We start from the raw sequence: 24,240 nt of genomic DNA, 5'->3' as shown, positions 1-24,240 counted from the left end.
ATTTATTATATTTCCACTGCGTTTTTTATCTCCGCTACCGAATGAGAGAATCGTCATTTATTAAAAAGAGCCTGCCCCGCTGGAAAAAAATCCAGGAGGAACCCACGGAAGACCCGGATGAGATGGCGGAACGCTTTACCTCCCTGTTAGACGACCTGGCCTACGCCAAAACCTTTTATAGCCACAGTAAAGTCACCCATTTCATCAATGGCCTCGCCGCAGGGATATTCCAGCGTATTTACCGCGATCACCAGGGTGATAAGGGACGGTTCCGGAATTTCTTCCATTACCAGCTGCCCCTCATCATCCGCAAACATCACCGGGTGTTCCTGTTCGCGTTCTGTTACTTCCTGCTGTTTTGCATCATCGGCGCGTTTTCCGCCGCTCACGACGAAACCTTCGTGCGCGGCGTGATGGGCGATGAATACGTCAACATGACCGAGCGCAACATCGAAAACGGCGACCCTTTCGGGGTATATAAAAATGAGAACGAATGGATGATGTGGCTGGAACTGGCGTACAACAATATCCGCGTATCCATGCTCTGTTTCGTGATGGGAATCGCATTTTCCGCGGGCACCCTCTGGGTAATGCTGAAAAACGGTATCATGCTGGGCTCTTTCCAGTATTTCTTTTTCTCGAAAGGGCTGGGCTGGGCATCGGTACTGGTAATCTGGATACACGGCACGCTCGAAATATCATCGATCATCATCGCCGGCGCGGCAGGCATGATCATGGGCAATAGTCTTCTTTTCCCGGGCACGCACTCCCGCATCGATTCGTTGAAGCGCGGCGCCAAAGAGGGATTGAAAATCACCGTGGCGCTGGTGCCGCTTTTCATCGTAGCCGCTTTCCTCGAAAGCTTTGTGACCCGACACACGTCGATGCCCATCGCGTTGAGCATTGCCATCCTGGTTACTTCGGCTGCCTTTATCATATGGTATTTCGTGATTTACCCGGTGCAGGTGGAACGGGCGGGTTACCGCCTCGACCCGGACGGCAAACTTTTAAAACCGCAGGCCGTATGAAGAAGAGATGTTTCGTGATGATGGCGGCATGCCTGCTGTGCGGTACCGGCGCGATGGCGCAGGACTCCATCGGCGCAGATAATTTCCGGTATATGGATACCGCCGGCAGCGCCGCTGCGGCCGTGGCGCCGGAAGAAGAAACGGAAGACGAGGCCGACCTGGAAACCAGGATCAGGAACGGCAAAGTACTGCATACCGAATGGGATAACCAGGTGCCGGGCGAATGGAACGACGGTGCGCAAACGAGGCTGGGCATCCGGCAGGCGTCCCCGGAAACGGTGGCTGCGCTGCGCAAAATGAAAGCATTGCAGTACCGGAAATCGTCCACCCCGCCCACCGACAACTGGGCCACGCGCACGATGGCATGGATGCTGGCGCATACCAAATTGCTCCAGACCATATTACTGTGGCTGCTCGGCATTTTATTACTGGCCATCATTATCCTGTTCATCCGCAAAAACGATATCCCTGTATTCCGCTGGGGCCGCCAAAAGGATGCGGAAGGTGAAACACCGGATGTGTTCACCGGCCCGCAGAATTACGACGCACTGGCACAGGCCGCCATCGCCGCCGGCAACCTGCGCGAAGCCGTGCGTATGCGTTACCTGCAAAGCCTGGAACTGCTGCTGCGCCGCGAGCTGATTGCGCCGGGAAAAGACAAAACCAATATGGACTATCTCCGCGAACTGGCTACCACCAGCTGGCACAAACCTTTCGCCGCCCTCACGCTTCATTATGAATATGTGTGGTATGGAAAGCTGCCGCTCAGCGCGCCGCAGTTCGCGCAGCTGGACGAACAATTTGCCGCGTTTAAAAATTCTTTAAGCAGAAACCAGTGAGAGGAGTCATCATTATCATCATAGCGATAGTTGCAGCCGGCCTGTTGTTTGTTCTGATACTCATAACCAGCGTAGGCAGCGGCGCTGCGGAGGAACAGCGTTTCTCCCGGCAGCATATCAGCTACAGCAGCCGGGACAAAGCGCCGTACGGCAGTTTTGTGGCGCACCGCCTGTTGCAGGATCAGTTCGAGGTCAAACCGCAAACCGTCACCAAATCCTTCGCGGCCACCTACCGCAAAAATGCGGACATGCGGAAGGCCAACAACGCATACATCATCGTGGCGGGCAGACTCTACATCACGCCGGACGATGCCAACGCCATGTACCATTACACCAGCGCCGGCAACCGGCTCTACCTGGTGCTGGAAGAAACGGACTCCCTGCTTGAAAGCACCTTCAATTTTGCAACGAAATACCTGACCGATTCGCTGGCGCAGCCGGAGCAGTTCGCAGATACCAGCACCCAATCGTTCTCCAACAGGCACCTGGCGCCGGATACTTTTTTCCAGGCAAGGGGCATCCCCATGAACAACGCGCTGACGGTCGCCGACACGGCCGTTACCACCATCCTGGGCACCAACGATCGCCACGAACCGAACTTTTTCAGGATCAACGTCGGCAACGGGCAGCTGTATGTGCTGCTCAACCCGATGACGTGGACCAACAACTTCCTGCTGGAAAACAACAACATCAAATCTTTCGAAACCCAGATGGCCTATCTGCCGCAATTCCCGCAGAACCTTTACTGGGATGAGTATTACAAACAGCTGCGCAGCCGCCAGGAAGGGGATTTTTCGGACTGGCAGGTACTCATGAAACATCCCTCGCTCCGTTGGGCGTTGTGGCTGGCGGTGTTGCTGCTGCTCCTCTATGTTTTATTCGAAGGCAAACGCCGCCAGCGGCTGATTCCTCCCAAGCCCGTGCTGCACAACAGCTCGCTCGATTTCGCGGAGACGCTGGGCCGGCTGTATTTCCTGCATCACAACAACAAAAATCTGGCGCAGAAAATGACCCAGCACCTGCTGGAATACATCCGCAACAATTATTACATGAACACGAGCCAGCTGAACGACGAATTTGTGACGCTGCTGTCGCGGAAGTCGGGCCAGCCCCGCGAAGTGGTGGGCAACATGATCAGCCAGGTCCATGCCATCCGGCTGGCGCCTGCGGTAAGTGACGCAGACTTGCAGTATTTTTATAACAGTATCTATCAATTCTACATAAAAACGAACTAATGGAAGTAAATACCTTTGAGCCGCGCACCGATCTTTCTGCCCTCCACGAGGCAGTGGCTGCCATCAAAGCCGAAATAGCAAAAGTGATCGTAGGGCAGCACCAGATGGTGGACCTGCTGATGGCGGGCCTGCTGGCCAACGGGCATATCCTCATCGAAGGGGTGCCCGGCGTAGCCAAAACACTGGCGGCGAAACTGCTGGCGGGTACGCTCGACGCACGGTTCTCGCGGATACAGTTCACGCCAGACCTCATGCCGGCCGATGTGCTGGGCACTTCCATCTTCAACCCGCAAAGCAAGGAATTCGAATACAAAAAGGGCCCCATCTTCGGGAACATCGTCCTGATCGACGAAATCAACCGGGCCCCGGCCAAAACGCAGGCCGCCCTGTTTGAGGTGATGGAAGAGCGGCAGATCACCAACGACGGCATCACCTACCGGCTGGAATCGCCCTTCATGGTGATCGCCACCCAGAACCCGATAGAGCAGGAAGGCACTTACCGCCTGCCGGAAGCACAGCTCGACCGTTTTCTCTTTAAAGTGGAAGTGAAGTACCCGGCACTCCAGGAAGAGATCGCCATCCTGCAGTCGGCCAACCGCCACAGCAACGAGCACGACCTCGCGAAGGTGGTGAACAAAGTGGTGAACAGCGCCGCCATACAGCGTTTACAGGCGCAGGTGCGGCAGGTGCTGATCGAAGAAAAATTGCTGCAGTACATCGCCACGCTGGTGAACGAAACCCGCCACAATGCGAGCATTTACCTGGGTGGGTCGCCCAGGGCGTCCATCGCCGTGATGAATTGCGCCAAAGCGATCGCCGTAATGCAGAACCGTGATTTCGTAACGCCCGACGATATCGTGTTCATCCTTCCCCACGTATTGCGCCATCGTATCATGCTCACCCCCGAGCGCGAGATGGAAGGCATTACGCCGGACGATGTGGTGGCCGAAATCCTCAAAGCAGTAGAAGTTCCGCGTTAACATGACAGCAGTAAAGAAACTATACAAGTCCCTGTTTTTCAATATCCGGCTTTACCTGGCCATGGGTGCGGCGATTCTTTTTTTCATCGCCGGGTTTTTTGCGCCCGTATTCTTTAACATCGCCCTGCTGGTGTTGCTGGCGCTGGGCGTGATGATATTGCTTGATGTGCTGCTGCTGTATTTTACCAAAAATGCGCTGCATGCCCGCCGCCGTATGGCAGAACGTTTTTCCAACGGCGACCCCAACCCGGTAAGCATCCAAGTGCGTAGCCGCTACCGTTTCCGCATAAAAATCGAACTGCTTGACGAAATCCCTTTCCAGTTCCAGCGTCGCGATTTTTCGCTGACAGGGGAACTGAAAAGTATGGGCGAACAGGTGTTTGATTATTTTCTGCGGCCGGTTGAACGGGGCGAATACGGCTTCGGCGACGTGCACGTATTCGTGCAGAGCCCCTTCGGGCTGATCAGACGCTGTTTCACCTTCCCGCAGGAACAACAGGTCAAGGTCTATCCGTCCTTCATCCAGCTGCGCAACTACGAACTGTTTTCCATCCGCCACAAGCTCAACGAAATCGGTGTGCACCGCAAACGTGTGCTGGGCCACAGCATGGAATTCGATCATATCAAGGAATACACCCGCGGCGACGATGTGCGCACCCTCAACTGGAAAGCCACGGCCCGCCGCGGTACCCTGATGGTGAACAGTTTTATGGAAGAAAGAAGCCAGCAGGTGTATTGTGTGATCGATAAAGGCCGCGCCATGAAAATGCCGTTCGACGGCCTCACCCTGCTCGACTACGCCATCAATGCCACGCTCGTGTTCAGTAATGTGGCGTTAGGGAAGGGGGATAAAGCCGGACTGGCCACCTTCACCGGGCATCAGACGGAGTTTTTGCCCGCCAGCAACAAAAAGGCGCAGCTGAATAAAATACTCGAACAGCTCTACGCGCAAACCACGCAATGGATGGAAAGCGATTACGAGCGGCTGGGCGTGAGCCTGCGGGCCTCCCTGTCCCAACGTTCCCTCCTGATCCTCTTCACGAACTTTGAATCGGCCTCGGCGCTGCAGCGGCAGCTGCCCTATTTACGCCAGCTGGCCAAATACCACCTGCTGCTTGTAGTGTTTTTTGAAAATACCGAAATCAAAAAGCTTAATGAAAAACATGCGGGGAGTGTGGAAGAGATTTACATTCAGGTGATCGCGCAGAAATTCGCGCATGAAAAGAAGCAGATCGTGAAAGAACTGGCGCAATACGGCATCCTGTCACTGCTCACCACGCCCGAACATCTCACCGTGGATGTGGTGAACAAGTACCTGGAGCTGAAAGCGCGGATGCTGGCGTAATTGAAGTTTCCTGAGAATTCCCCCCGAAGGCACCTAATGATCTCTGCCTGCGCGATGATTACCGCATGCAGATGCAGCAGTGGTTCCCCTTGAAAACATTCTCCCACCTGGAGCATCCATTACCCGGATGACTCCATTACATCGGTTCTTCCTTCTCGAAATCCTTCGGCCCTTTCTGGCCCAGTTTGGTGAATTTCCGGATGTTATAAGTGATGTTCAGGCTGAGATAGCGCACGTTCCTGCGGGCATTCGAAAACTGCTCATAGGTATTGGTGAGCTCGTACGAATTGCGCACTGAGGAACCGAAGAGGTTTTCCACCGTAAAGGCCACATTCAGTTTCCGCTGGAAAAGGTTCACCTGGCTGCGCAATCCGCTGTTGAAGCGTGCTTCCTGCTTGCCCTGCGCATAGTACCGGGGACCGTTATAGCGCGCGTTGACAGACACGGAGAACACGCGGATGCGGTAGGCGGCCCACACGGTGAGATGCGACGTCCAGCCTTCCACGTGTGCAAACTTTTCGCTCACCGCGTCTTTCCCTTCTTCACCGCCATCGGTGGTGGTGTTGTAATACCGTACGCCGCCGCTCACGTTCATGTTGAACGCGCCTTTGTTGTTCTGCAGCGCCTTGAAGAAATGGGAGTTGAGAGTGAGGTACGCATTCCGGTCGCGGCGCGATGCCAGGTTGGTGAACGTGCTGGTGGTGATCACCGTGGTATCGTTGATATAGTCCACCTTGGTGTACCGTGAAATAATGTCGTCCGCATCCTGCGCTTCCAGGCCCGCTTTGATCTGGTGACTCTTGTACTGGATCATGTACTCCATCCGGTAGTCTTTCGTGAAAGAGGGGCGGAGGTTAGGATTACCCATCCGGATGTTGAAACTGTCTGCCGTATTCACATAGGGGTTCAGCTGGTCAGGCGTAGGCCGGTCCATGTTCCGGTTGAAGTTGAGCGTCAGCTGCTGCTGTTTATAGTCGTACTGGAAGTTGATACCGGGTGAAAAATTGGTGTATTTGAATGGCACCCGGTTTCTCAGCGAATCGAGCAGGGCCAGCTGGTTGAAGAACTGGATGCCCGGGTTGAAGCGCAGGTTTGCCATGTGGTTTTTGGCCGGACTGTAATTGATGCCCATGGAACTGCGCACTTCGTACGTTTCGTTATTGAACTGGTTGCCCGCGTAAATTTCCTCCGATTTATTGCCTGCGTAACTCAGGCGGCCGGTGAAGTTGTAACCCAGCTTGCGGCTGCGCTTGCCCACTGCGGCGTTGAGGGCGTAGGTCTGGTCGAAATTCGAATAGTCGGTAGACAGGCGGGGGGCAAACAGCAGGTCCACATCATTCACGTTTTTACGCCGCGCCAGGTTGACGCTGGAGCCGCTGGCGAGGTCAGCGCTGCTGCTCACGTCGTAGTACTTGCCGTTGTCGAGCGGCTTGCGGAAATGGAAAGTGGCGCGCATGCTGTAGTTCCCGTTCCTGCGTTTGGTCCGCTGGAGCGAGGTGTCTTCCGTCATCAGGTAAAAATAATCGTTGTTCCCGTAACCCGCACCGTTGCTTTTGGTGAAGTTGAAACCCGCTTCCAGCTTATGTTCCGGTTTCTCGTACTCTTTGTAATAGAACCAGTCGGTAACGGCGCGGTAGCCGTTGCGGCGGTTTTTGCTCTCCTGGTCTTTCAGCATGGTGGGTTTGCGGTTCTTGTCGCTGTTCACGCTGTTGTTATAGCCATTGGAGCCGTCGCCCGTCCAGCCGAGGGTTACCGAGCCGCGCAGTTTCTCCTTGTCGGTTATTTTCAGTTCGTACCGTCCGTTGAGGTTGTGGTTGAAGTTATAGGAGGTGCGGAAGTTCTTCTGTTCGAGGTAGGTGGTATCTTTCCCCACTTGTTTGGGGAAGTTCTTCCTGCTGAGATAGCTACTGTCGGAGTTGTACTGGCCGTTGTTGAAATACGTCACCTGGAAAGGCGCGAGGTTGAGGTTGTACCGCATTTTGGCGTTGAGGTTGCGGCGGCTGTCCACCCCGGCCGTAAAGGCTGCGGAATAGCCGCGGAACTGGATTTTCCGGGTGATGATGTTGATATAACGGATATTAGTGCGGCCCTCCACCAGCGCCTGTTCCCTTTCCACCGCGTCTGGCGGGGCTTTCAGCACTTCAATCCTTTCGATCATGAACGAGGGCAGGTTGTTCAGGTAGCTGTTGGCGTCCATGCCGGTGGTGGCAATGGGTTTATCGTCCACATAAAACTTCACCTGGTCTTTTCCCTCCATGGTGATATTGTTGTTCGCGTCGATGGTCACGCCCGGCACATATTCGAGCAGTTCCATGCCCGTTCCGCCCGGCAGGAAGTTTTCGTCGGGGGTGAAGATGATGCTGTCTTTATTCATGGTGAACATCTTCTTCTGGCTCACGATGTTCACTTCCTTGAGGGTGCGGGCGCCGGATTCCATGAGGATGGTGCCGAGGTCCCAGAGTGGCCTTTCCGCGTTGGGTTTTACTTTGAGAAAAGCCGGGGCATAGCCCATGGTGCCCACCCGCAGCAAGTAACTGCCGTACAGTACGGGTTTGAGCACAAAGGCTCCCCGTTCATCCGCAGCTACGCCGGTAATGATGGTGGAATCGTCTTCGTTCAGCAAAGCGATGGTAGCAAAAGGGATAGGTTCTTTATTCGAGGCCTGCAGTACTTTCCCGCTGACCGTTCCTGTTTCCGTATCCTTGTTGGAAGGGGTTTGCTGTGCCGTGGCTTTGTTTGCAGACAAAATACATCCCAGCAGGCATACACACATTGCTGCGGTAATGCTGCCGTTTAGCTTAATACTCATCTAAAATACTTCTAGGTTGATGGCCGTAAATTACTACCCTGCTTTCTCCCGAATGTATTATTTACACATATGCATGATAAACAGGATAAATGGTAGGGATGCGCTACGGATTTGCTGACGGGCGGGCATGAGCACGCTGCCGTGTCCACAAACGCCTGCGAACGGCCGGGCAATAACAGTAAGACGGTAAAATCCGCGAAAACCTGCGGGACCATAAAAAAAGCCCCGGAGCCGGGGCCTTTTCGTTTTTATGGCAGGTGCGCCTTCAGGGCGCCAGATAACCACCGTCTACCGGGTAATAGGCTCCGGTTACAAAAGAGGCTTTGTCAGAACTGAGCCAGATCACCAGTTCCGCCACTTCTTCGGCCTTCCCGAGGCGGCCGATGGGATGTTTGGCCACCAGGCCGGCTTTCATTTGCGGGTTGGCGTCCTTGAGGAGAGGCGTGTCGATAAAGCCCGGCCCCACTGCATTGACGCGGATGCCCTGTGCGGAGTACTCGATGCCGGCATTTTGCGTAAGCCCGATCACACCGTGTTTAGCGGCCACGTAGCCTGCGGAGTAGGCAAACCCCACCTGGCCGAGAATGGAGGCCATGTTCACAATGGCGCCGCCACCATTTTTGAGCATAGCCGGTATCTGGTATTTCATGCAGTAAAAAACGCTGCTGAGGTTAATGGCGATCACTTTGTCAAAACCTTCCACGCTCATATCGGCGATGGGATGCTGCTCGCCGCCGATGCCGGCATTGTTGCATGCCGCATCCAGCCGCCCGTAGGCTTTCAGGGTGGCGCTCACCAGCTGTTCGCATTCCGCAGCTTTACTCACATCGCATTGGACGAACTGCGCGTCGCCGCCCTTTTTGCGGATGGCTTCCACGGTCGACTGGCCGCCTTTTTCGTTCACGTCGGAGACGATCACTTTGGCGCCATGCGCTGCGTACAGTATTGCAGTAGCCTCGCCGATGCCCGAGCCTGCGCCGGTGACCAGCGCTACCTTCCCTGCCAGTAATGGTTCCATCATATATGATTTAAATTTGAATAATCGATGCCGTCTGTAAAGGGTGTATTATTAACAATCTGACCGCTAAAGAGTTGTGCCGGTTAACACATTCGTGTTATTGATTGCCCTGACACATAATAAAATCTGCATATTTCTGTTTATAGAAACGGCATCCTGCATCCTGATGAACCTAACATACAGGCATATATTATTTTTTATTCCTGCATGGCTGGGGCTTTGCAGCGCCGGCGCGCAAAACCTCGTGGCAAATGCCAGTTTCGAGGATGTGAACATCTGCACGGAATACAAAGCTCCCTGTACTCCTTCGGCCTGGGAAAGCGTGGCGCCGGAAGCGTTGAAGCTGGACTATATGTACCATCATTACAAAGAAGGGGCCGGCAACAACCTCCTCCGGCTGATACATGTTTCGCAGAACCCACTTCGGAATTACGCGCAAACCAGGTTATTGTGCCCCCTTGAAAAAGGCCGGCGGTACAGGGTGACGCTGCTGGGATGGCAGGACGGAGACGTGCCGCCTGAGCTGGACCTCTGCTTCGATACCACCTGGCTGTTCCGCGAATCGGCGGTAATACTGGCGGATGTGGTGCCCACCCTGCGGCTGGGACCGGGGAACCTGGTCAAAACGGCCGGTAAGAAGAAGGTGTTCACGCTGCAACAAGAATTTGTCGCAGCGGGTCATTACGGGTACGTCGCCTTCGGTACCATGCGGAATGCAACGGCTGCGCCGCAGGTCATATATAACTACATCGACAGCATCGCCATTGAGCCCGTAAATGGCGACGGCCGGCTTTGTGCGGCGGCGGCGCGTACGAAAGACAGCCTGTATAACCAGCACAACCGCCATAGCATTCCCCGGCGGGCGTTTGTGGAGCAGGAATCCCAGCGCCGCCGGCTCGAAGCGCGGTATCTCCGCTGCATTACCCTGGAAGTGAAAGATCACCGCATATTCACCGCAGCCGGCAGGGCGGAACACCCTGCCACCGCGGTCAGGCTCGATTCCATCATAAAGGCCTACAATCCCGGCACGGGCATGAAAGTGCGCATTACCGGGCACGCCTTCCGCGAGGGGACGTTTAATTACAACAAAGTAGTGGCCGAAACGAATGCCAGAAAAATCATGGAAACGCTGATTTACATGAAGGGTTTCAGTTTCGAGGACTTTACGGTGGACAGTAAAGGCAATAACCAGCCGCGCTACGATACCACTACCGCCGAAGGCCGGGAGCAAAACAATTTCGTGGAACTGGAATTCTGCATGCCGCTGCCGGAGGAAGAAACCGTTTCAGCTCCGCCGCCATCGCGGCCGGATACACTGGTAGTGCCGGACGTGCTGTTCCGCTTCAACAGCAGCGAGCTGAACACCGCGCTGCTGAAGGAACTGGATGCCCTGGTACAACAGATCCCGAAGGATGGCGTGCAGCTGCAGCTGGTGGGGCATACAGACGACCGTGGGGAAGCGGAATATAATGCAGAACTGTCGAAGCGGCGTGCGCTGGCAGTAGCCGACTACCTGAAACTGAAAGGAAAAGGCGGCAGTATCCGCCACGTTTCCGGGGAGGGCGAAAACAGGCCGGTGGCGTCCAATAACACCAGCGCAGGCCGCCAGCGTAACCGGCGGGTGGAAATCATTATCTATAAAGGCGCCGAATAAGAATTTGCTGGCAAGCAACAAAAAGAAGGCCGGTCAACGTGATGTTGATCGGCCTTTCTTCATTCCGTAAGTAAATTATTTCGTGACGTAGGAGCGCAGCATCCACGCCATTTTTTCGTGCTGGCGCAGCAGCCCGGTCACAAAATCACTGCTGCCGAGGTCTTTATGCTTGTCCGCGAATTCCGTAATCATTTCACGCAGGCTACGGATAATGGTTTCGTGATCGTCGAGGAGGTATTTAACCTGCTGCGTCTGCTTGTCGGTGTACTCCTGCTCCACCAGGTTGGTCAGTTTCAGGAAGTCGCCCAGCCTGCCGGTGCTGAAGTGGCCGATCATGCGGATGCGCTCCGCTACTTCGTCGATGATTTCCGCCAGTTCTCCGTATTGCTTCTCGTAAAAAAGATGCATCTCCGAAAAATTGTCCCCAACCACATTCCAGTGGAAATTGCGTGTTTTGGTATACAGCACATGTTCATCTGCCAGCAATACCTGCAGTCTGTTAGCCACGGCCTGTAAATGTTTGTCGGGTACGCCAATGTTAACTTTCATGATTATAAATGTTTTTGGTCAAAAATTACAGTTCTATCAGGGCATATACCTTATCGTTCAGGTACCGGCCACCGGGGTGCCTGGCGGAATAATCGAGGTTTATCCAGTATTCGCCCTTCATTTCATGATAATATAACTCCTTAACGGGTGGATTGTTGAATAAAAGGACAATCGCCTGTTTGAGGGTTTCAAAGTCCTCCTGGTTACCGCAGTACAGCTCGGGGTACGCATGCCCCCTGATCAGCACGATGCGGGTTCTGGCGCCGATGGCCTGCAGGCACGATGCCATAAGGATGGAATGATCGTCGCAGTCGCCGCCCAGCCCGTTTTTAATGGTCTCCATGGGCGTGGCGAAATATTCGTCGCGCTGGCTGTCGTTGACATATTTGAAATTCTGCCGGATGTGTTTGAACAGGGAGAGGTACCGCACGATCTTGCCGTATTTCGGCCAGTATTCGTCGAAGTGCTCCAGTGAATGGGCTACGGCGAAATTGCGGACGGTAGAGTCGTTGTAAGTGGCTTTTTCCCGGATACCCCGTACCGTTTTGTCGACATAACTTTCCACCTTCCGGGGGTAAAGACTGAGAATGTCGACCTGCTTGCTGTCACGCGTACCCCAGTTGCCCTGTACCACGCCCTGGTAATCGTTGAGCACGTTTGTAAAAGAATAACGGCCGGTGAGGGAATTAAAGACCAGTACGCCCACCATCAGCACAAAAGCCGGGATGATGAGCGGTTTAAAAATCCAGAGCAGGATGCGGGTGAACAAAAATGCGATCAGGATCGACAGAAACAGGTCAATATGCCATTGCCCGAGCTGCACAATTGGCATGAACCGGTTGATGTACGGCGCCAGGGGCAGTATCGTCAACAAGCTCAGCAAATTCAGCAAAAACTGCTGAAGTGTAGTGTATTTACTCTGATCAATGGCCATGCGGTAATGTAGTACCGCAAAATTATGCCAATTATCCGCTAACGATTCGTTAAAGATGCCTTACAGTTGCATCAGATTGGGCAGCGCCTGTGTGAAAGTGGTGCTGCCGCGGATGATCTCCACTTTGTGCATCGCTTCTTTTTGTTGTTTGTCCATTTGCAGGTGATGGTAGATCCGGTTCAGTACGCCGAAGTTGAGCAGGGAAAAGATCTTGAAGTCGAGTTTCTGCGCCGTTTCCATGGCGGATTCGGCCGCCCTGATGGCTTTGTTGCACTCGTTCTCCCGGAACCAGATTTCGGCGGAGATGATTTTCTGCAGCGTTTCGAGGTGGCGGCCGTTAAAGAAATCGGAGGAATAGTGTTTCAGCACTTTGTCTACGTGCAGGTTGATTCTTTTGGCGGCGGCCACATCGTTCAGCGCGAGGTGGGCCTGCGCTTTCCAGCAGAGCATCATGAGGCGGAACGGATCGGTGCGGTTAAACAGGAAAGAGGGGTGCTCGTTAAAGAGCCGTTGTGAAAAGTCGATAAGGTGCTGATGGTCGCCCAGCAGCAAAAAGATGAAGCTGATGGCGCGGAACACGGCTTCGTCGGCAACGGAGATGTTTTTTTGCTGCGGAAAACTCCAGCAAAGGGCGAAGTGATATATTTTTTCCTTCGCGGCTTCGTTGATGATGCCGAATTTCAGGTATTCGTATATGAAATAAAAGGCTTCGTACGGCGTCACGCGCATGTCGCGGATGGCGTCATCGGCCTGGCAGATCTTGCGGATGTTGGACAACTCTATCTCGCATTGTTCCGCGTCCAGTTGCATCAGGGCCATGATATACAGGTTGGAGCGGATCTTCAGCCGGTCTTCGGTCGACTCCGCCAGGCTCAGCAGGGCATGCAGCAGTTTCCTTTTTTTGAAATGCACAAAATCGTCGCTGATGAAGCTGCTGATGGGATTTTTCCGGAAATAGCCCGCAGGGAACACTTTTGAAAACTGGGGGTTTCCTTCCTGCTGGTAATGCAATACAAGGTATTCGAGCAGATGGGCTTTTTCAAGGGCCGACAGCGGCAGGGTGAACACGCCCTGGATGCCGGTTTCCTGCTGGTGGGTGATGGCATACCGCAGCAGCCATTTAAAAACGTACATGCGGAACGGCGACTGCGGAAAATCGTTCAGCACATTGTCCAGCAGTGCGTTGCTGACCTGCCCGCCGTGCGTCTGGACGTAGTGCATGGCGGTAAAATATTCCAGCAGGAAGTTGTGCGCGAACCGCACTTTCACATTGAACATGATTTCCTGGCTGAGGTTTTCTTCCACGAGGATGTTGTCCGCCAGGAGTTCACGGTAGGCGGGGAACAATTCCGGGTGCTGTTTGAGCAGTGCGCTTTTGTCTGCATACAACCCGGTGCGGCCCAGGTCGAGCAATTGTAGCAGGCGTTCTATGATGCTTACTTTGAAGGCGTTGTTGGGGGAGCTGAACAAACGGTTCTGGATAAACCGGGAAATGATTTCGAAAAGGCTGAGGTTTTCATCCACGAACGTCTGGCCCGGCGTGTTGTTGAGCTGGCTGAACAGTTGCAGGTAGTAGGGGTGCCGCAGCTTCTGAAGGAAGCTGTCGGTAAAGAGCCGTACGGTTTCCGGTTCGAAATCGAAATTGTACAACACGCTTTTGACTTCCTGCTCCGTGAGCATGGGGATGTTGATGTTGGTTTCTTCGTCCATTTCGGCCCCCAGGAACCAGAACCGCCTGAAGGCGGGCGATTGCTGCGATTGCTGGAACACCTCGCTCCAGGTGCTCGAGCGGATGGACAGGATCACTTTTATCCAGGGGTGCAGGTCGTTCGAGTACACAAAATCTTCCAGCTTGTTATAGAGCAGCTTCAGTTTGTCGGCGCCCATCGCCAGTTCGTCGAACCCGTCGATGATCAGGATGAGGCGGCCGCTTTTTTCGTCGGGGTGCGCGGTGAAGTATTCCCGGAAGTTATCGCCGTTGCCGATGTTGAGCTGGTTGTCGAGCCAGGAGGAGAGGGAAAACCCTTTTAACAGGAGGCTGCCGGCGGCATGGGCGTTGATGAACCAGCAGATGTCCTGCGGACAGAGCGCATTTTTCCCGAACCAGTAATGTTCCGCGGCGTGCACCAGTGCCAGAGATTTACCCCAGCCTGCGGGTGCAATAAAAACGGTGGCGGCGTAATTGCTTTCCAGGAACCGTTCGATATGCGAAAGGCAATACTGGCGTGGGGCGGTATGTTCGAAGGGGATGCCGCTGCGGTTTTTGAGGGTGAGGGTGGTGTACTGCGACACGGCGTTGGCTTTCTTTTTAATCTCGCTCCAGCGGGAGAGGTCCGCCTGTTGACGGGGACGGAAGGCTTTTTTGTAGTAGTGCGCCTGGAAGTCTTCCCAATCTTTATACCGGCAATACTGCGCCAGTGTATTCAGGGTATAGCGGGAAAAGCTGTGCTGGGTAACGGCAAAACCGAAGACGCGCTTCAGGGTAGTTTCACTAACAAGTTTGCCTGTGTGATTGAGAATAGCCTGGGCCAGCAGTTTACATTGATTTGGTTGAATGTTGTCAACACCGAATTGTCTGAGCACTTCTGACTGTAAGGTGTTGATAAAGTCGTAGGACAGGTCGATCATAAGGGTACTATTAACAATTAATGGAGCATTTGCGATATAGGACTGGAAATAAATGAATAGATACGTAGTAAAATGAATGCGCGGATTTGTGATTTTAGGAATGAATAAACTGAACAGGATGCATCGGGATGAATGCCCATATTTATGGTTTTGGTTATAAGGAAGTTACATGAATAAAGTGATTTAAAAAAACTTTTAAGAATTTATTTATCAGAATCTATAAGTAGGATGCCTAACCGAATAAAAATGAGTGAACGCGAGGGGGAATAAAGCATGGATTTGACAGGAAAGTGACAATGCGGGCGGGTTGAGGTGTTCATACAGCAGGGATAAAAATTTGTTCTGTTAGCCAGTAAATGAACAGGGGATTTTTTGAATGAACAGAGTGGCAAGTGGTGAATGGAATGAATAAGAATGACCTTTCATTTACACCCACAAGCCTTTTAATTTCGTCCCGGGAATGCATCTCTATTCGAATACAACCAAAGAAAGTATCCTATCAAAAGCTATGGGGATCATGTAAGCAGCACGACTCTTTTTGACAGACATTCTTTCTGCATTTTTAATAACCCTGTGAAAAAACAATAGGACAACGATAAACCGGAACCATATCCTGTTCATGTGCAGGTATGATCCCTATCAGAGAACACCACTATAAAAAACCTTCATTCTTACCCAAACCATTGTATATGAGTTTTAATGTTACTCCCGGGAACTTATTGCGCCTCATTTGTATCCTGGTCGCCGGATTGCTCCTGCTCCGGCCGGCAGATACGTGTGCAGCTATGTCGCCGCAATACTGGTGGTACCCCGATCACCATGAAAACAAAACCGCTCCGCAGTATCCCTATGGCTACTCGCCGCTGACGGCACCGCTATCCGATTACTCCGTGCAGGCATTTGCCCCAGGGGCCATCGCCGCGCGCGGCGTTTCGGCCCAGCCGGTGAACGCGCTGTTGTGTATCGGTTGTACGTTAACGAATCCCACGTTTTCGTACGATACGGATCCGAACACGGCCACCGTTGTGAGCAAAGGGATCGGCATCGCGGCGGACTACGGTCAGCGCATCAACTTTGCCGGTACCTACGAAGCCGGCGACAGTGTGCTGATCGATTTCGAGATACCGAGCGCTACCCTTAGCCTCGATCTGTTGCAGGCGGTGAACGTAACGTTCCGGAATAACGGCACAGCCGTATCCACCGTCAGCCTGGGCAGCATCGTCAACCTCCGTTTACTGGGCGCCGGCGTTGGCGCTTCTGGTAAAAGAAGGGCGGCCATCGTGGTGCCCGGACAAATGAATAGCGTAGATATTACACAGGGCGGTCTGATCACTGCCCTGGGCGCATTACATATATACGATGTGCGTATGGTAGTGCCGGTGGTGGTAACGCCTTCACCTGCGGTTACGCCCTACGGCTCCACCGCTACAATGAATGCCAGCATCCGCGCCACGAGCCCGGTGTTTAACTGGTATACCTCACCAACCGGAGGTACCCCTGTATTTACCGGTTCAGCCTATACCACGCCGCCGCTCACCCGCAGCACCACTTATTATGTGGATGCAACGGCAGACGGCGTTACCAGCTTTGAAAGACAGGCGGTGAACGTTAACCTCGCAGGTGGCCCCGGTCCGTTATGGACGTACGGCGATCGCCAGGAGGGCCCCATTGTGGAAGGCCTGCTTTGTGTGGCCTGCGGCATCACCGACGCAGCCAACGCATCCGACGGCAACCCTGCCACCTCTTCGCTCATCAGCATGGGCGTTGGTGCGGCCGGCAGCGTTTCACAACTGATTCACTTCCCCGGTACATACCAGGCCGGCGACAGTATCGCATTCGATATTGAGCTGCCTAACCAGCTGATCAGCGCCACGGCGCTGGGCGGCATTACCGTACAGACATATAGCGGCAATACGCCGAACGGCGATGCCATCACCCTTGCCAACGACGTTGTACGTTTAGAGGCACTGGGTTTGGGCGTAGGCAGCAGCGGCAAATTCCGTGTAACCATTCCCGCCACCACGGGCTTTGATGGCGTGAGCATTGGCACCGGCGGCGTATTGGCCGGCTTAGGCGGCCTCCGGGTATATGAGGCTGCAGCCTTTATGCCGGTGACCGTTACACCGCCCGCTCCGGTAATTACCAATGGCAGCACCGCTACCATGACGGCTTCCGTAAGAGCGCCCGGCGCCGCCTACCAGTGGTTCGATGCGCCGACCGGCGGCACCCCGCTCGGCACCAGCGCGTCATTCACCACACCGCCGCTCAGCAGAAGCGACGTATATTATGTTCAGGCATCCACGCCCGACGGCAAAACCAGCTTTGTCAGGACCGCGGTACCGGTTACGGTAAGCGGCGGTCCCGGCCCGCTGTGGACGTATGGCGACCAGCAGCAAAGCCCCCTCATTTCAGGCATCTGCGTGGGCTGTTCCGTGAATAATCCCAACAATGCGATCGATGAGGATACCACAACCGCCTCCACCCTGTCGATGACAGTGGGCGCGCTCGGCTCAGTGGGGCAGCTCATAAAATTCCCCGGCACTTACCAGGCCGGCGACAGCATCGCATTCACACTGGGCGTTCCGGCAACGCTGATCAATGCAGCCCTGCTGTCAGGCATTAGCGTGCAGACCTACAACGGCGCCACGCCAAACCCCGATCAGCGTACACTCGATAACGCATTGGTAGACCTGCAGCTGCTGGGATTGGATCCCACCGGCACAGTCGGAAAATTCCGTGTGGTCGTTCCCGTTAACAGCACGTTCGATGGTGTGCGGGTAGACCTCAACGGCACCGTTTCCGCACTCAGCAGTCTTAATATTTATGAAGCTGCGGCTTTCATTCCTGTTACCGTTACACCAAGCAATCCCACTGTTCCGTTCGGCAGCGACACCACGCTTACCGCGTCTATTCGTCTGCCAAACGCCACCTTCAACTGGTACACCACGCCTACCGGCGGTACGCCCATCGCAACCGGGGCCACTTTCAACACCCCGGTACTGGTACAGGGTACCACTTTCTATGTGGAGGCCGCCACACCTGACGGGTTGACGAGCTACATCCGTACCGCGGTTCCTGTTGCCGTTTCGGTAGGGCCCAATAGTCCCAACCTGGATTGCGGCGCGGGCACCACACAAACCAATGCAATCACAGGCGTGTGCGCATTGTGCGCGGTGAATAACCCTGCGCTGGCGGTGGATCAAAATCCGCAAACAGCTTCGAATCTGCATCTACCGGTGGCGTTGCTGGGTGGTACTGTTTGGCAGCGCATCGCGTTTGCCAACGAAAGCGCACCGGGCGACAGTCTGCGTGTGGTGGTAGGCTCTACCACCGGCCTGCTGAATCTCAGCCTGCTCGGCAACGTAACCCTGCGCCCGCGCAACAACGGTGTGGAAAACACCGCCGACGTTCGTGCGCTGAACAACGGCCTGCTGAACCTGCAGCTGCTCGACGGTGGAGCACGCGCTTCCATTACGTATGCTCCGGCGGCCGTATTTGATGAGGTGGAAATCAACATCACGGGTCTCGCCACCGCACTGACCCAGGTAGACGTGTACTACGCGCAGCAAATCACCGCCATGGCGGCTGTTGTGGCAGATACGGTAAATGTCTGCACCGGTCAAACGGCTACGCTGACGGCAACCGCACCTGCATCGGCTACCTTCAACTGGTATGATGCGCCCACGGGCGGCAACCTGCTGTTCACCGGGCCTTCCTATACTACCGGCGCCATTACGGCGGATGCGGTATACTATGTGGAGGCAGTGTCTGCCGGCACACAGTGTAAGAGCGAAGTGCGCAAACCCGTATTCGTAAAAGTGGGCCTCGCCGCCGTTTCAGTGACAGCTTCATCTGTTACCATCAGCAAGGGACAAACCGCTACCTTCAACGTGAATACGCCGGATCCGGCACTGACTTATAAATGGTACAGCGTGCCCACAGGCGGCACACCGCTGTTTACCGGCCCGTCCTTCACTACGCCACCACTGGACGCCACCACCACTTATTATGTGGAAGCATCTACCAGTACCGGCTGCGCCAGTGCGCAACGTGTGCAGGTAATCGCCAACGTGCTGATAGATAACCCGGATGTGCCGTGCGACTACGCCAATACCCAGGAAAGCGCCACCAACGGCTTGCTTTGCATCGGTTGTTATGTAGAGAACCAGGCGTCTGCCGTGGATGCGAGCACCACAACCTTCTCCACCGTGCACGTGATCGCCGGCCTGCTCGGAGGATATGTACAGCAAACGCTCATCTTCCCGTCTGCCAGCGATGCCGGCGACAGTGTGAAGCTGGCGCTGTCGTTCCCGGCCTCACTCGCTGATGTGGGCCTGTTGGGCAGCATACAGATCGCTACTTACAATGGCGCAACCTTTAATAACGACCGTGTTGCGCTGAACAACGCCCTGTTGAACCTGCAGTTACTGCCGGGCAACCAGCAGGCGGTAGTTACGTTTGCTCCCGCCGCTGTGTTCGACAGGGTGGAAGTACGGATGAACTCCGGTGTAGCGACCGCGCTGAGTGCGGTGAACATTCACTATGCGCAGCGTTTCGTGCCCGTGCCTGATCTGCAGCCGGATACCGTTACCACCTGCGTGGGTGGCACCGCTACGTTCAATGTTGCACCACGAGCCAATACCACCTTCCGCTGGTACAGCACGCCCTCCGGCGGTACACCGCTGGCCACCGGCGCCACCTTCCAGAGCGGAACAATTACAGCCGACACGGCATTCTATGTAGAAGCCGCCAAAACTTCCATTAATTGTGCAAACCCGGTAAGGACAAAAGCAGTCGTGCAAATTGGCGCCGCCCCTGCTGCACCCACTGTGGATAATAGTACGGTAACCACCTGTGGCGGCACCTCCGCCGTATTGAAGGCAACCGGTCCTGCCGGCGCCACCTTCCGCTGGTACGACCAACAAACCGGCGGCACCGTTCTCTTTACGGGTGATACCTTCACTACGCCGGTGCTCAACAGTTCGGTTGTATACTACGCAGAAGCAGTATCTTCCGGCGGTTGCGCCAGCGCTACCCGTACGGCCGTGCAGGTAAACATCACCGCAAGGCCTGGTACGCCGGTAATTACGCCGACCGACGCAACCATCTGCTCCGGTTCAACGGCGACCTTAACCGCCAGCTCCACCACGCCGGGCGTTGTATTCAACTGGTATTCCAGTGCAGCATTGGATAACCTGGTATTCACCGGGCCAATCTTCACCACGCCTGCATTGACCACCAATACAACCTACTACGTGGCCGCCGCCGCTGGTCAATGCACCAGCGCAACGCCGGCCACCGTACTGGTAACGGTGAACACCACACCGGTACAACCCACCGTAACAACGGTTCCCGTAAGCGGCATCGTTGAATACGGTCAAACGGCAACGCTTACTGCATCCTCCACCACGCCGGGCGCCATTTACAAATGGTACCTCGACGCAACAGGCGGTACGCCGGTATTCACCGGAGCGGTTTACACGACACAGGAACTGGCAGCCACCACTAAATTCTATGTGGAAGCGGCAAGCCCGTCCGGTTGCGCCAGTGGCCGTACCGAAGTAACCATCACCGTGAACCGGAACGTAGTGCCCAATTGCGACTTCGCGACGAGCCAGACCAACCAGGTTGGCGGCGTCTGCCTGCTTTGCGGTGTTACGAACCCGACGAGAGCGGTAGATGCGGACACCACGAACGCTTCCACCCTGTCGATGCCGGTTGGATTGCTCGGTACCTTCGTTTATCAACGCCTTGAATTCGGCAGCCTTGCTGCAGCGGGCGATACGGTGAAGGTCCGTTTCTCCACCCCCACAGGTCTACTCGATCTGACGGTGCTGTCTGCCATCCAGATCACATCTTATAACAACGGCGTTTCCAACAACGACTCCAAAGTGTTGAATGCAGCCGGCCTCAAGCTGGAGCTGCTCGGCTCGCCGAACGAAGCGGTGGCGCTGTTTGCACCGGGTGGTGCTTACGATGCTGTGGAAATCCGGTTGTTGGGTGGTGTGGCCTCTGTGCTGTTGAACGTGGATGTACGGTATGCCAACCGCATTCTCGCTTCGCCGACCGTTACGGCAGACAATGCCGTGATCTGCGCCGGCGGCTCTGCAACACTGACTGCAACAGGCTCCGCCAGTGGCACCATCAGGTGGTATACGACTCCTGCAGGCGGCACTGCCGTACACACCGGCAACGTGTTTACGGTAAGCGGCCTCACAGCTAATACTACTTACTATGCGGAAATTATGAGGACCTCCACCAATTGCGTGAACCCCGTTCGTACGCCGGTTACGCTGCAGGTGCGCCAGGTGCCCGATGCTCCGCAGATACTCAAAGGCGATACCGCAATTTGTGCGGGCAGTAACGCCATTCTCATCGCACGCCCGGTTGACCCGGCCCACTCCATCCGCTGGTTTACAACAGCTACGGGCGGTGCTCCGGTTTCGCTGGACAGCGTGTTCGTAACAGGCACATTGTCTGCCAACACCACTTACTACGCAGAAGCATTCAACGGCACCTGCGGTAATGTGACCCGTGTACCGGTAACCATCACGGTAGGCGCGGCGCCTGCTGATCCGGTACCGGCGTCCAATAACGTGACCGTATGTACCGGTACGCCGGCTACACTGAATGCCACTTCTTCTACTGCCGGTGCGATCATTCGCTGGTACACCGTACAGTCTGGTGGTACGCCTGTATTCACCGGCACGCAGTTCGTCACCCCGCCGGTAACCGCTACTACGTTGTATTACGTGGAAGCTGTGGGCAGCGGCGGCGGATGTGCTAATGCAGGTGGCCGCGTTCAGGTGACCGTGAACGCAGATGCTACACCGGCAGTGCCTGTTGTAGCGGACAATGCGAAAACATCCTGCGCTAACCAGTCCGTAACATTTACGATACAGAGCCCCGTTCCGGGCATTACCTACAATTGGTATAATACGGCTACCGGCGGTACGCTCCTGTTCACCGGTTCCAGCTACGCTACCGGTCCGCTCACTGCAAACGCAATGTTCTATGTGGAAGCGGTAGGTTCCGGTAATTGCACCAGCACTACCAGAGGCACGGCCAGCGTAACCGTTGTAGGTTCGCTCAACCCGCCGACAGTGGAATCCACCAGCGTGACGGTATGCCGTGGCGCTCAGGCTACGCTGCGCGTGACCAACCCGGTTGCAGGAGTTTCCTACCACTGGTACGATGCACCTGGCGGCAACAGGCTGTTTACGGGTACCACGTTTGTAACAGGCGTACAGATTGCTGCAGGCAGCTTCTATGTGGAAGCAGTGAGCAGCACCGGTTGCACCAGCACCGGTCTCACCCGTGTAGATGTTCAGGTAACCGATGCTCCGCAGGTACCGGTTGTGGCAGGCGCCACCACCATCTGCGAAGGCACGGCCGCCAGCCTGTCTATCCAGAACCCGGTACCAGGCGTGGTGTACAGCTGGTACGATGCAGCCAGCGGCGGTAATAAACTGGCGGAAGGCACCACCTTCTCTCCGACCGGCCTCACTACCACCACTATCTTCCATGTTGAAGCAGTGAGCGGCAGTTGCGCGAGCGCGAGCAGATCGAGCGTAACCATCACCGTGAACCCGGCGCCTCCTGCCGTAACGGTGGATGCTACCAGCAAGTCTGTCTGCATCGGCAATACCGCCACCCTGAATGTGGTGAATCCTGTAGCGGGTGTGACTTACCGCTGGTACGACGTACCCACGGGCGGAACCGCCCTGTCTACGTCTACCGTCTTCATCACACCGGCACTGACGACCAATAAAGACTATTATGTAAGCGCAACGAACAGCAACAACTGTTCAAGCCTCACCCGCACGAAAGTGAGCGTAACAGTAGGCAACGGTCCTGCTGTACCGGTTGCTCCGGCTGAAGTGACCGTATGTAAAGGCCTGCGGCCGACCGTCAGGGTGACCAACCCGCGCAGCGACCTGCAATACCGCTGGTATGATGCGCCGATCAACGGCACGCTCCTCTTCATCGGCGAGGCTTACTCCACCGCCAACCCGCTTACCGTGAAAGATACCGTGTATGTGGAAGCCACCTTACCGGGCGGCACCTGCGCCAGCAATGGCCGTGCACAGGTAATCCTGATCGCTGCGGACGCACCGGCAACACCGGTGCTGGCCAACAGCGGCGCAGTAACGATCTGCTCCGGCACCACCGCCACCTTCAGCGTGCAGAACCCGCTGACGAACGTAACCTACCGCTGGTACGATGCCGCAGGCAACCTGCTGCAGGATAACGCTACCGGTACTTATACCACGGGCGTGCTCACGGCGAACATGGAAGTGTTCGTGGAAGCTGTGATCGGCGGCGGTTGCGCCAGCGCAGGCAGGGCAAGGGCAGTGGCGACAGTAGGCGTTGTTCCGGCAGCACCTGGCATTAGCGCCAGTGCCAATACGGTTTGTCCTGACAGTACCGCCACCCTCACCGCCGCATCAACACAGGCAGGCGTTGAATTCAAATGGTACACAACCGCAACAGGCGGTACAGCCATCTTCACCGGACCGGTGTTCAAAACACCGGGCCTGAAAGCGGCCACCACGTACTATGCGGAAGCAACGATGACCGGCGGATGCGTCAGCGCAACCCGCACTGCGGTAACGATCGGGGTATATGCACAGCTGCCGGCACCGAGTGTGACCGTGGCTTCAAGAACGGCTACCTCCATCACCTTCCAGTGGAACGCGATTGCAGGTGTGCTGGGTTACAGGGTATCTACCGACGGCGGTGCTACCTTCACGCAGCCCAGCTCCGGCCTCACGGGCACTACGCACACCGTAACGGGCCTGCAGCCGAATCAGACGATCTCGCTGATGGTAATGTCTGTAGGCGCTACCGAATGCGCCAACAGCGCCTGGTTCCAGGGCGGCGGCGGAACAGATAACCCTGCCGGTAACACCATATTCGTACCGAATGCCTTTACGCCGAATAACGACGGTGTGAACGATATCCTCCTCGTGTATGGCACCACTATCAATACCATGGAAATCAGGATTTACAACCAGTGGGGACAACTGGTATTCGAGTCCAGAGACAAGAGCCGTGGATGGGATGGTACCATGAGCGGTCAGCGGCAGCCGGTAGGTGTTTACAACTACGTACTGCGGGCAACGCTCCAGGATGGCACCACCGTTCAGAAACGCGGTACCATTACCATCGTGAGATAAGCTCCTGAAGATACAGGCAAGCAACAACAAAATACAGCCGGA

Annotated in this window: 12 protein-coding genes; 7 read left to right on the top strand and 5 right to left on the bottom strand. The window is 55.2% G+C overall.

Features of this window, described 5'->3' with window-relative positions; genetic code table 11:
* Positions 1–41 precede the first annotated feature (41 nt).
* Genes EGT74_RS07645 through EGT74_RS07625 form a run of 5 tightly spaced genes read left to right on the top strand, consistent with a single transcriptional unit; the run spans position 42 to position 5,427 of the window.
* Complete coding sequence (locus EGT74_RS07645; protein WP_123845922.1) at positions 42–1,028, top strand: stage II sporulation protein M; 987 nt, start codon at positions 42–44, stop codon at positions 1,026–1,028.
* Positions 1,025–1,867 carry a DUF4129 domain-containing protein gene (locus EGT74_RS07640; protein WP_158618052.1) on the top strand — a complete coding sequence of 281 codons (843 nt, stop codon included), beginning with the start codon at positions 1,025–1,027 and terminating at the stop codon, positions 1,865–1,867. The genes EGT74_RS07645 and EGT74_RS07640 overlap by 4 nt, the downstream gene beginning before the upstream one ends.
* On the top strand, positions 1,864–3,102 hold the full coding sequence (locus EGT74_RS07635) for a DUF4350 domain-containing protein (RefSeq protein WP_123845920.1): 1,239 nt from the start codon (positions 1,864–1,866) through the stop codon (positions 3,100–3,102). Before EGT74_RS07640 ends, EGT74_RS07635 begins: the two co-directional genes overlap by 4 nt.
* Positions 3,102–4,082, top strand: a complete 981-nt coding sequence (locus EGT74_RS07630; protein ID WP_123845919.1) for an AAA family ATPase — start codon at positions 3,102–3,104, stop codon at positions 4,080–4,082. Before EGT74_RS07635 ends, EGT74_RS07630 begins: the two co-directional genes overlap by 1 nt.
* A 1-nt stretch (position 4,083) precedes the next feature.
* The gene (locus tag EGT74_RS07625) at positions 4,084–5,427 is read left to right on the top strand and encodes a DUF58 domain-containing protein (protein ID WP_123845918.1); all 1,344 of its coding nucleotides are present in this window, start codon (positions 4,084–4,086) and stop codon (positions 5,425–5,427) included.
* Between the two features lie 136 nt (positions 5,428–5,563).
* Here EGT74_RS07625 and EGT74_RS07620 read toward each other — a convergent pair whose 3' ends face one another.
* Together EGT74_RS07620 and EGT74_RS07615 are read right to left on the bottom strand one after the other, a co-directional pair.
* Positions 5,564–8,236 carry an outer membrane beta-barrel protein gene (locus tag EGT74_RS07620; protein WP_123845917.1) on the bottom strand — a complete coding sequence of 891 codons (2,673 nt, stop codon included), beginning with the start codon at positions 8,234–8,236 and terminating at the stop codon, positions 5,564–5,566.
* A 265-nt stretch (positions 8,237–8,501) separates the two neighbouring features.
* Positions 8,502–9,257, bottom strand: a complete 756-nt coding sequence (locus EGT74_RS07615) for an SDR family oxidoreductase (RefSeq protein WP_246008145.1) — start codon at positions 9,255–9,257, stop codon at positions 8,502–8,504.
* 163 nt (positions 9,258–9,420) lie between these two features.
* Here EGT74_RS07615 and EGT74_RS07610 point away from each other — a divergent pair, with 163 nt between their 5' ends.
* The gene (locus tag EGT74_RS07610; protein ID WP_123845916.1) at positions 9,421–10,908 is read left to right on the top strand and encodes an OmpA family protein; all 1,488 of its coding nucleotides are present in this window, start codon (positions 9,421–9,423) and stop codon (positions 10,906–10,908) included.
* 75 nt (positions 10,909–10,983) lie between these two features.
* Here EGT74_RS07610 and EGT74_RS07605 read toward each other — a convergent pair whose 3' ends face one another.
* The 3 genes from EGT74_RS07605 to EGT74_RS07595 all read right to left on the bottom strand — a co-directional run bounded on the left by EGT74_RS07605 (position 10,984) and on the right by EGT74_RS07595 (position 15,019).
* The gene (locus EGT74_RS07605; RefSeq protein ID WP_123845915.1) at positions 10,984–11,457 is read right to left on the bottom strand and encodes a Dps family protein; all 474 of its coding nucleotides are present in this window, start codon (positions 11,455–11,457) and stop codon (positions 10,984–10,986) included.
* Positions 11,458–11,482: 25 nt separating this feature from the next.
* Positions 11,483–12,331 (bottom strand): transglutaminase-like domain-containing protein, encoded by an 849-nt coding sequence (locus EGT74_RS07600; protein ID WP_246008144.1) that lies wholly within the window; start codon positions 12,329–12,331, stop codon positions 11,483–11,485.
* 120 nt (positions 12,332–12,451) lie between these two features.
* On the bottom strand, positions 12,452–15,019 hold the full coding sequence (locus EGT74_RS07595) for an NACHT domain-containing protein (RefSeq protein WP_123845913.1): 2,568 nt from the start codon (positions 15,017–15,019) through the stop codon (positions 12,452–12,454).
* Between the two features lie 785 nt (positions 15,020–15,804).
* Between EGT74_RS07595 and EGT74_RS07590 the strand changes: the two genes are divergently transcribed.
* Complete coding sequence (locus EGT74_RS07590; protein ID WP_158618051.1) at positions 15,805–24,198, top strand: gliding motility-associated C-terminal domain-containing protein; 8,394 nt, start codon at positions 15,805–15,807, stop codon at positions 24,196–24,198.
* Positions 24,199–24,240: the final 42 nt, after the last annotated feature.

This window comes from Chitinophaga lutea (genome assembly GCF_003813775.1).
GTDB lineage: Bacteria > Bacteroidota > Bacteroidia > Chitinophagales > Chitinophagaceae > Chitinophaga > Chitinophaga lutea.
This window is presented reverse-complemented; position numbering and strand designations above follow the sequence as displayed.

Excerpts from the sequence above, each read along its gene's own strand:
- EGT74_RS07620 (WP_123845917.1), bottom strand. The coding sequence starts at position 8,236 with ATGAGTATTAAGCTAAACGGCAGCATTACCGCAGCAATGTGTGTATGC.
- EGT74_RS07625 (WP_123845918.1), top strand. The coding sequence starts at position 4,084 with ATGACAGCAGTAAAGAAACTATACAAGTCCCTGTTTTTCAATATCCGG.
- EGT74_RS07590 (WP_158618051.1), top strand. The coding sequence starts at position 15,805 with ATGTCGCCGCAATACTGGTGGTACCCCGATCACCATGAAAACAAAACC.
- EGT74_RS07610 (WP_123845916.1), top strand. The coding sequence starts at position 9,421 with ATGAACCTAACATACAGGCATATATTATTTTTTATTCCTGCATGGCTG.
- EGT74_RS07645 (WP_123845922.1), top strand. The coding sequence starts at position 42 with ATGAGAGAATCGTCATTTATTAAAAAGAGCCTGCCCCGCTGGAAAAAA.
- EGT74_RS07605 (WP_123845915.1), bottom strand. The coding sequence starts at position 11,457 with ATGAAAGTTAACATTGGCGTACCCGACAAACATTTACAGGCCGTGGCT.
- EGT74_RS07595 (WP_123845913.1), bottom strand. The coding sequence starts at position 15,019 with ATGATCGACCTGTCCTACGACTTTATCAACACCTTACAGTCAGAAGTG.
- EGT74_RS07630 (WP_123845919.1), top strand. The coding sequence starts at position 3,102 with ATGGAAGTAAATACCTTTGAGCCGCGCACCGATCTTTCTGCCCTCCAC.
- EGT74_RS07640 (WP_158618052.1), top strand. The coding sequence starts at position 1,025 with ATGAAGAAGAGATGTTTCGTGATGATGGCGGCATGCCTGCTGTGCGGT.
- EGT74_RS07615 (WP_246008145.1), bottom strand. The coding sequence starts at position 9,257 with ATGATGGAACCATTACTGGCAGGGAAGGTAGCGCTGGTCACCGGCGCA.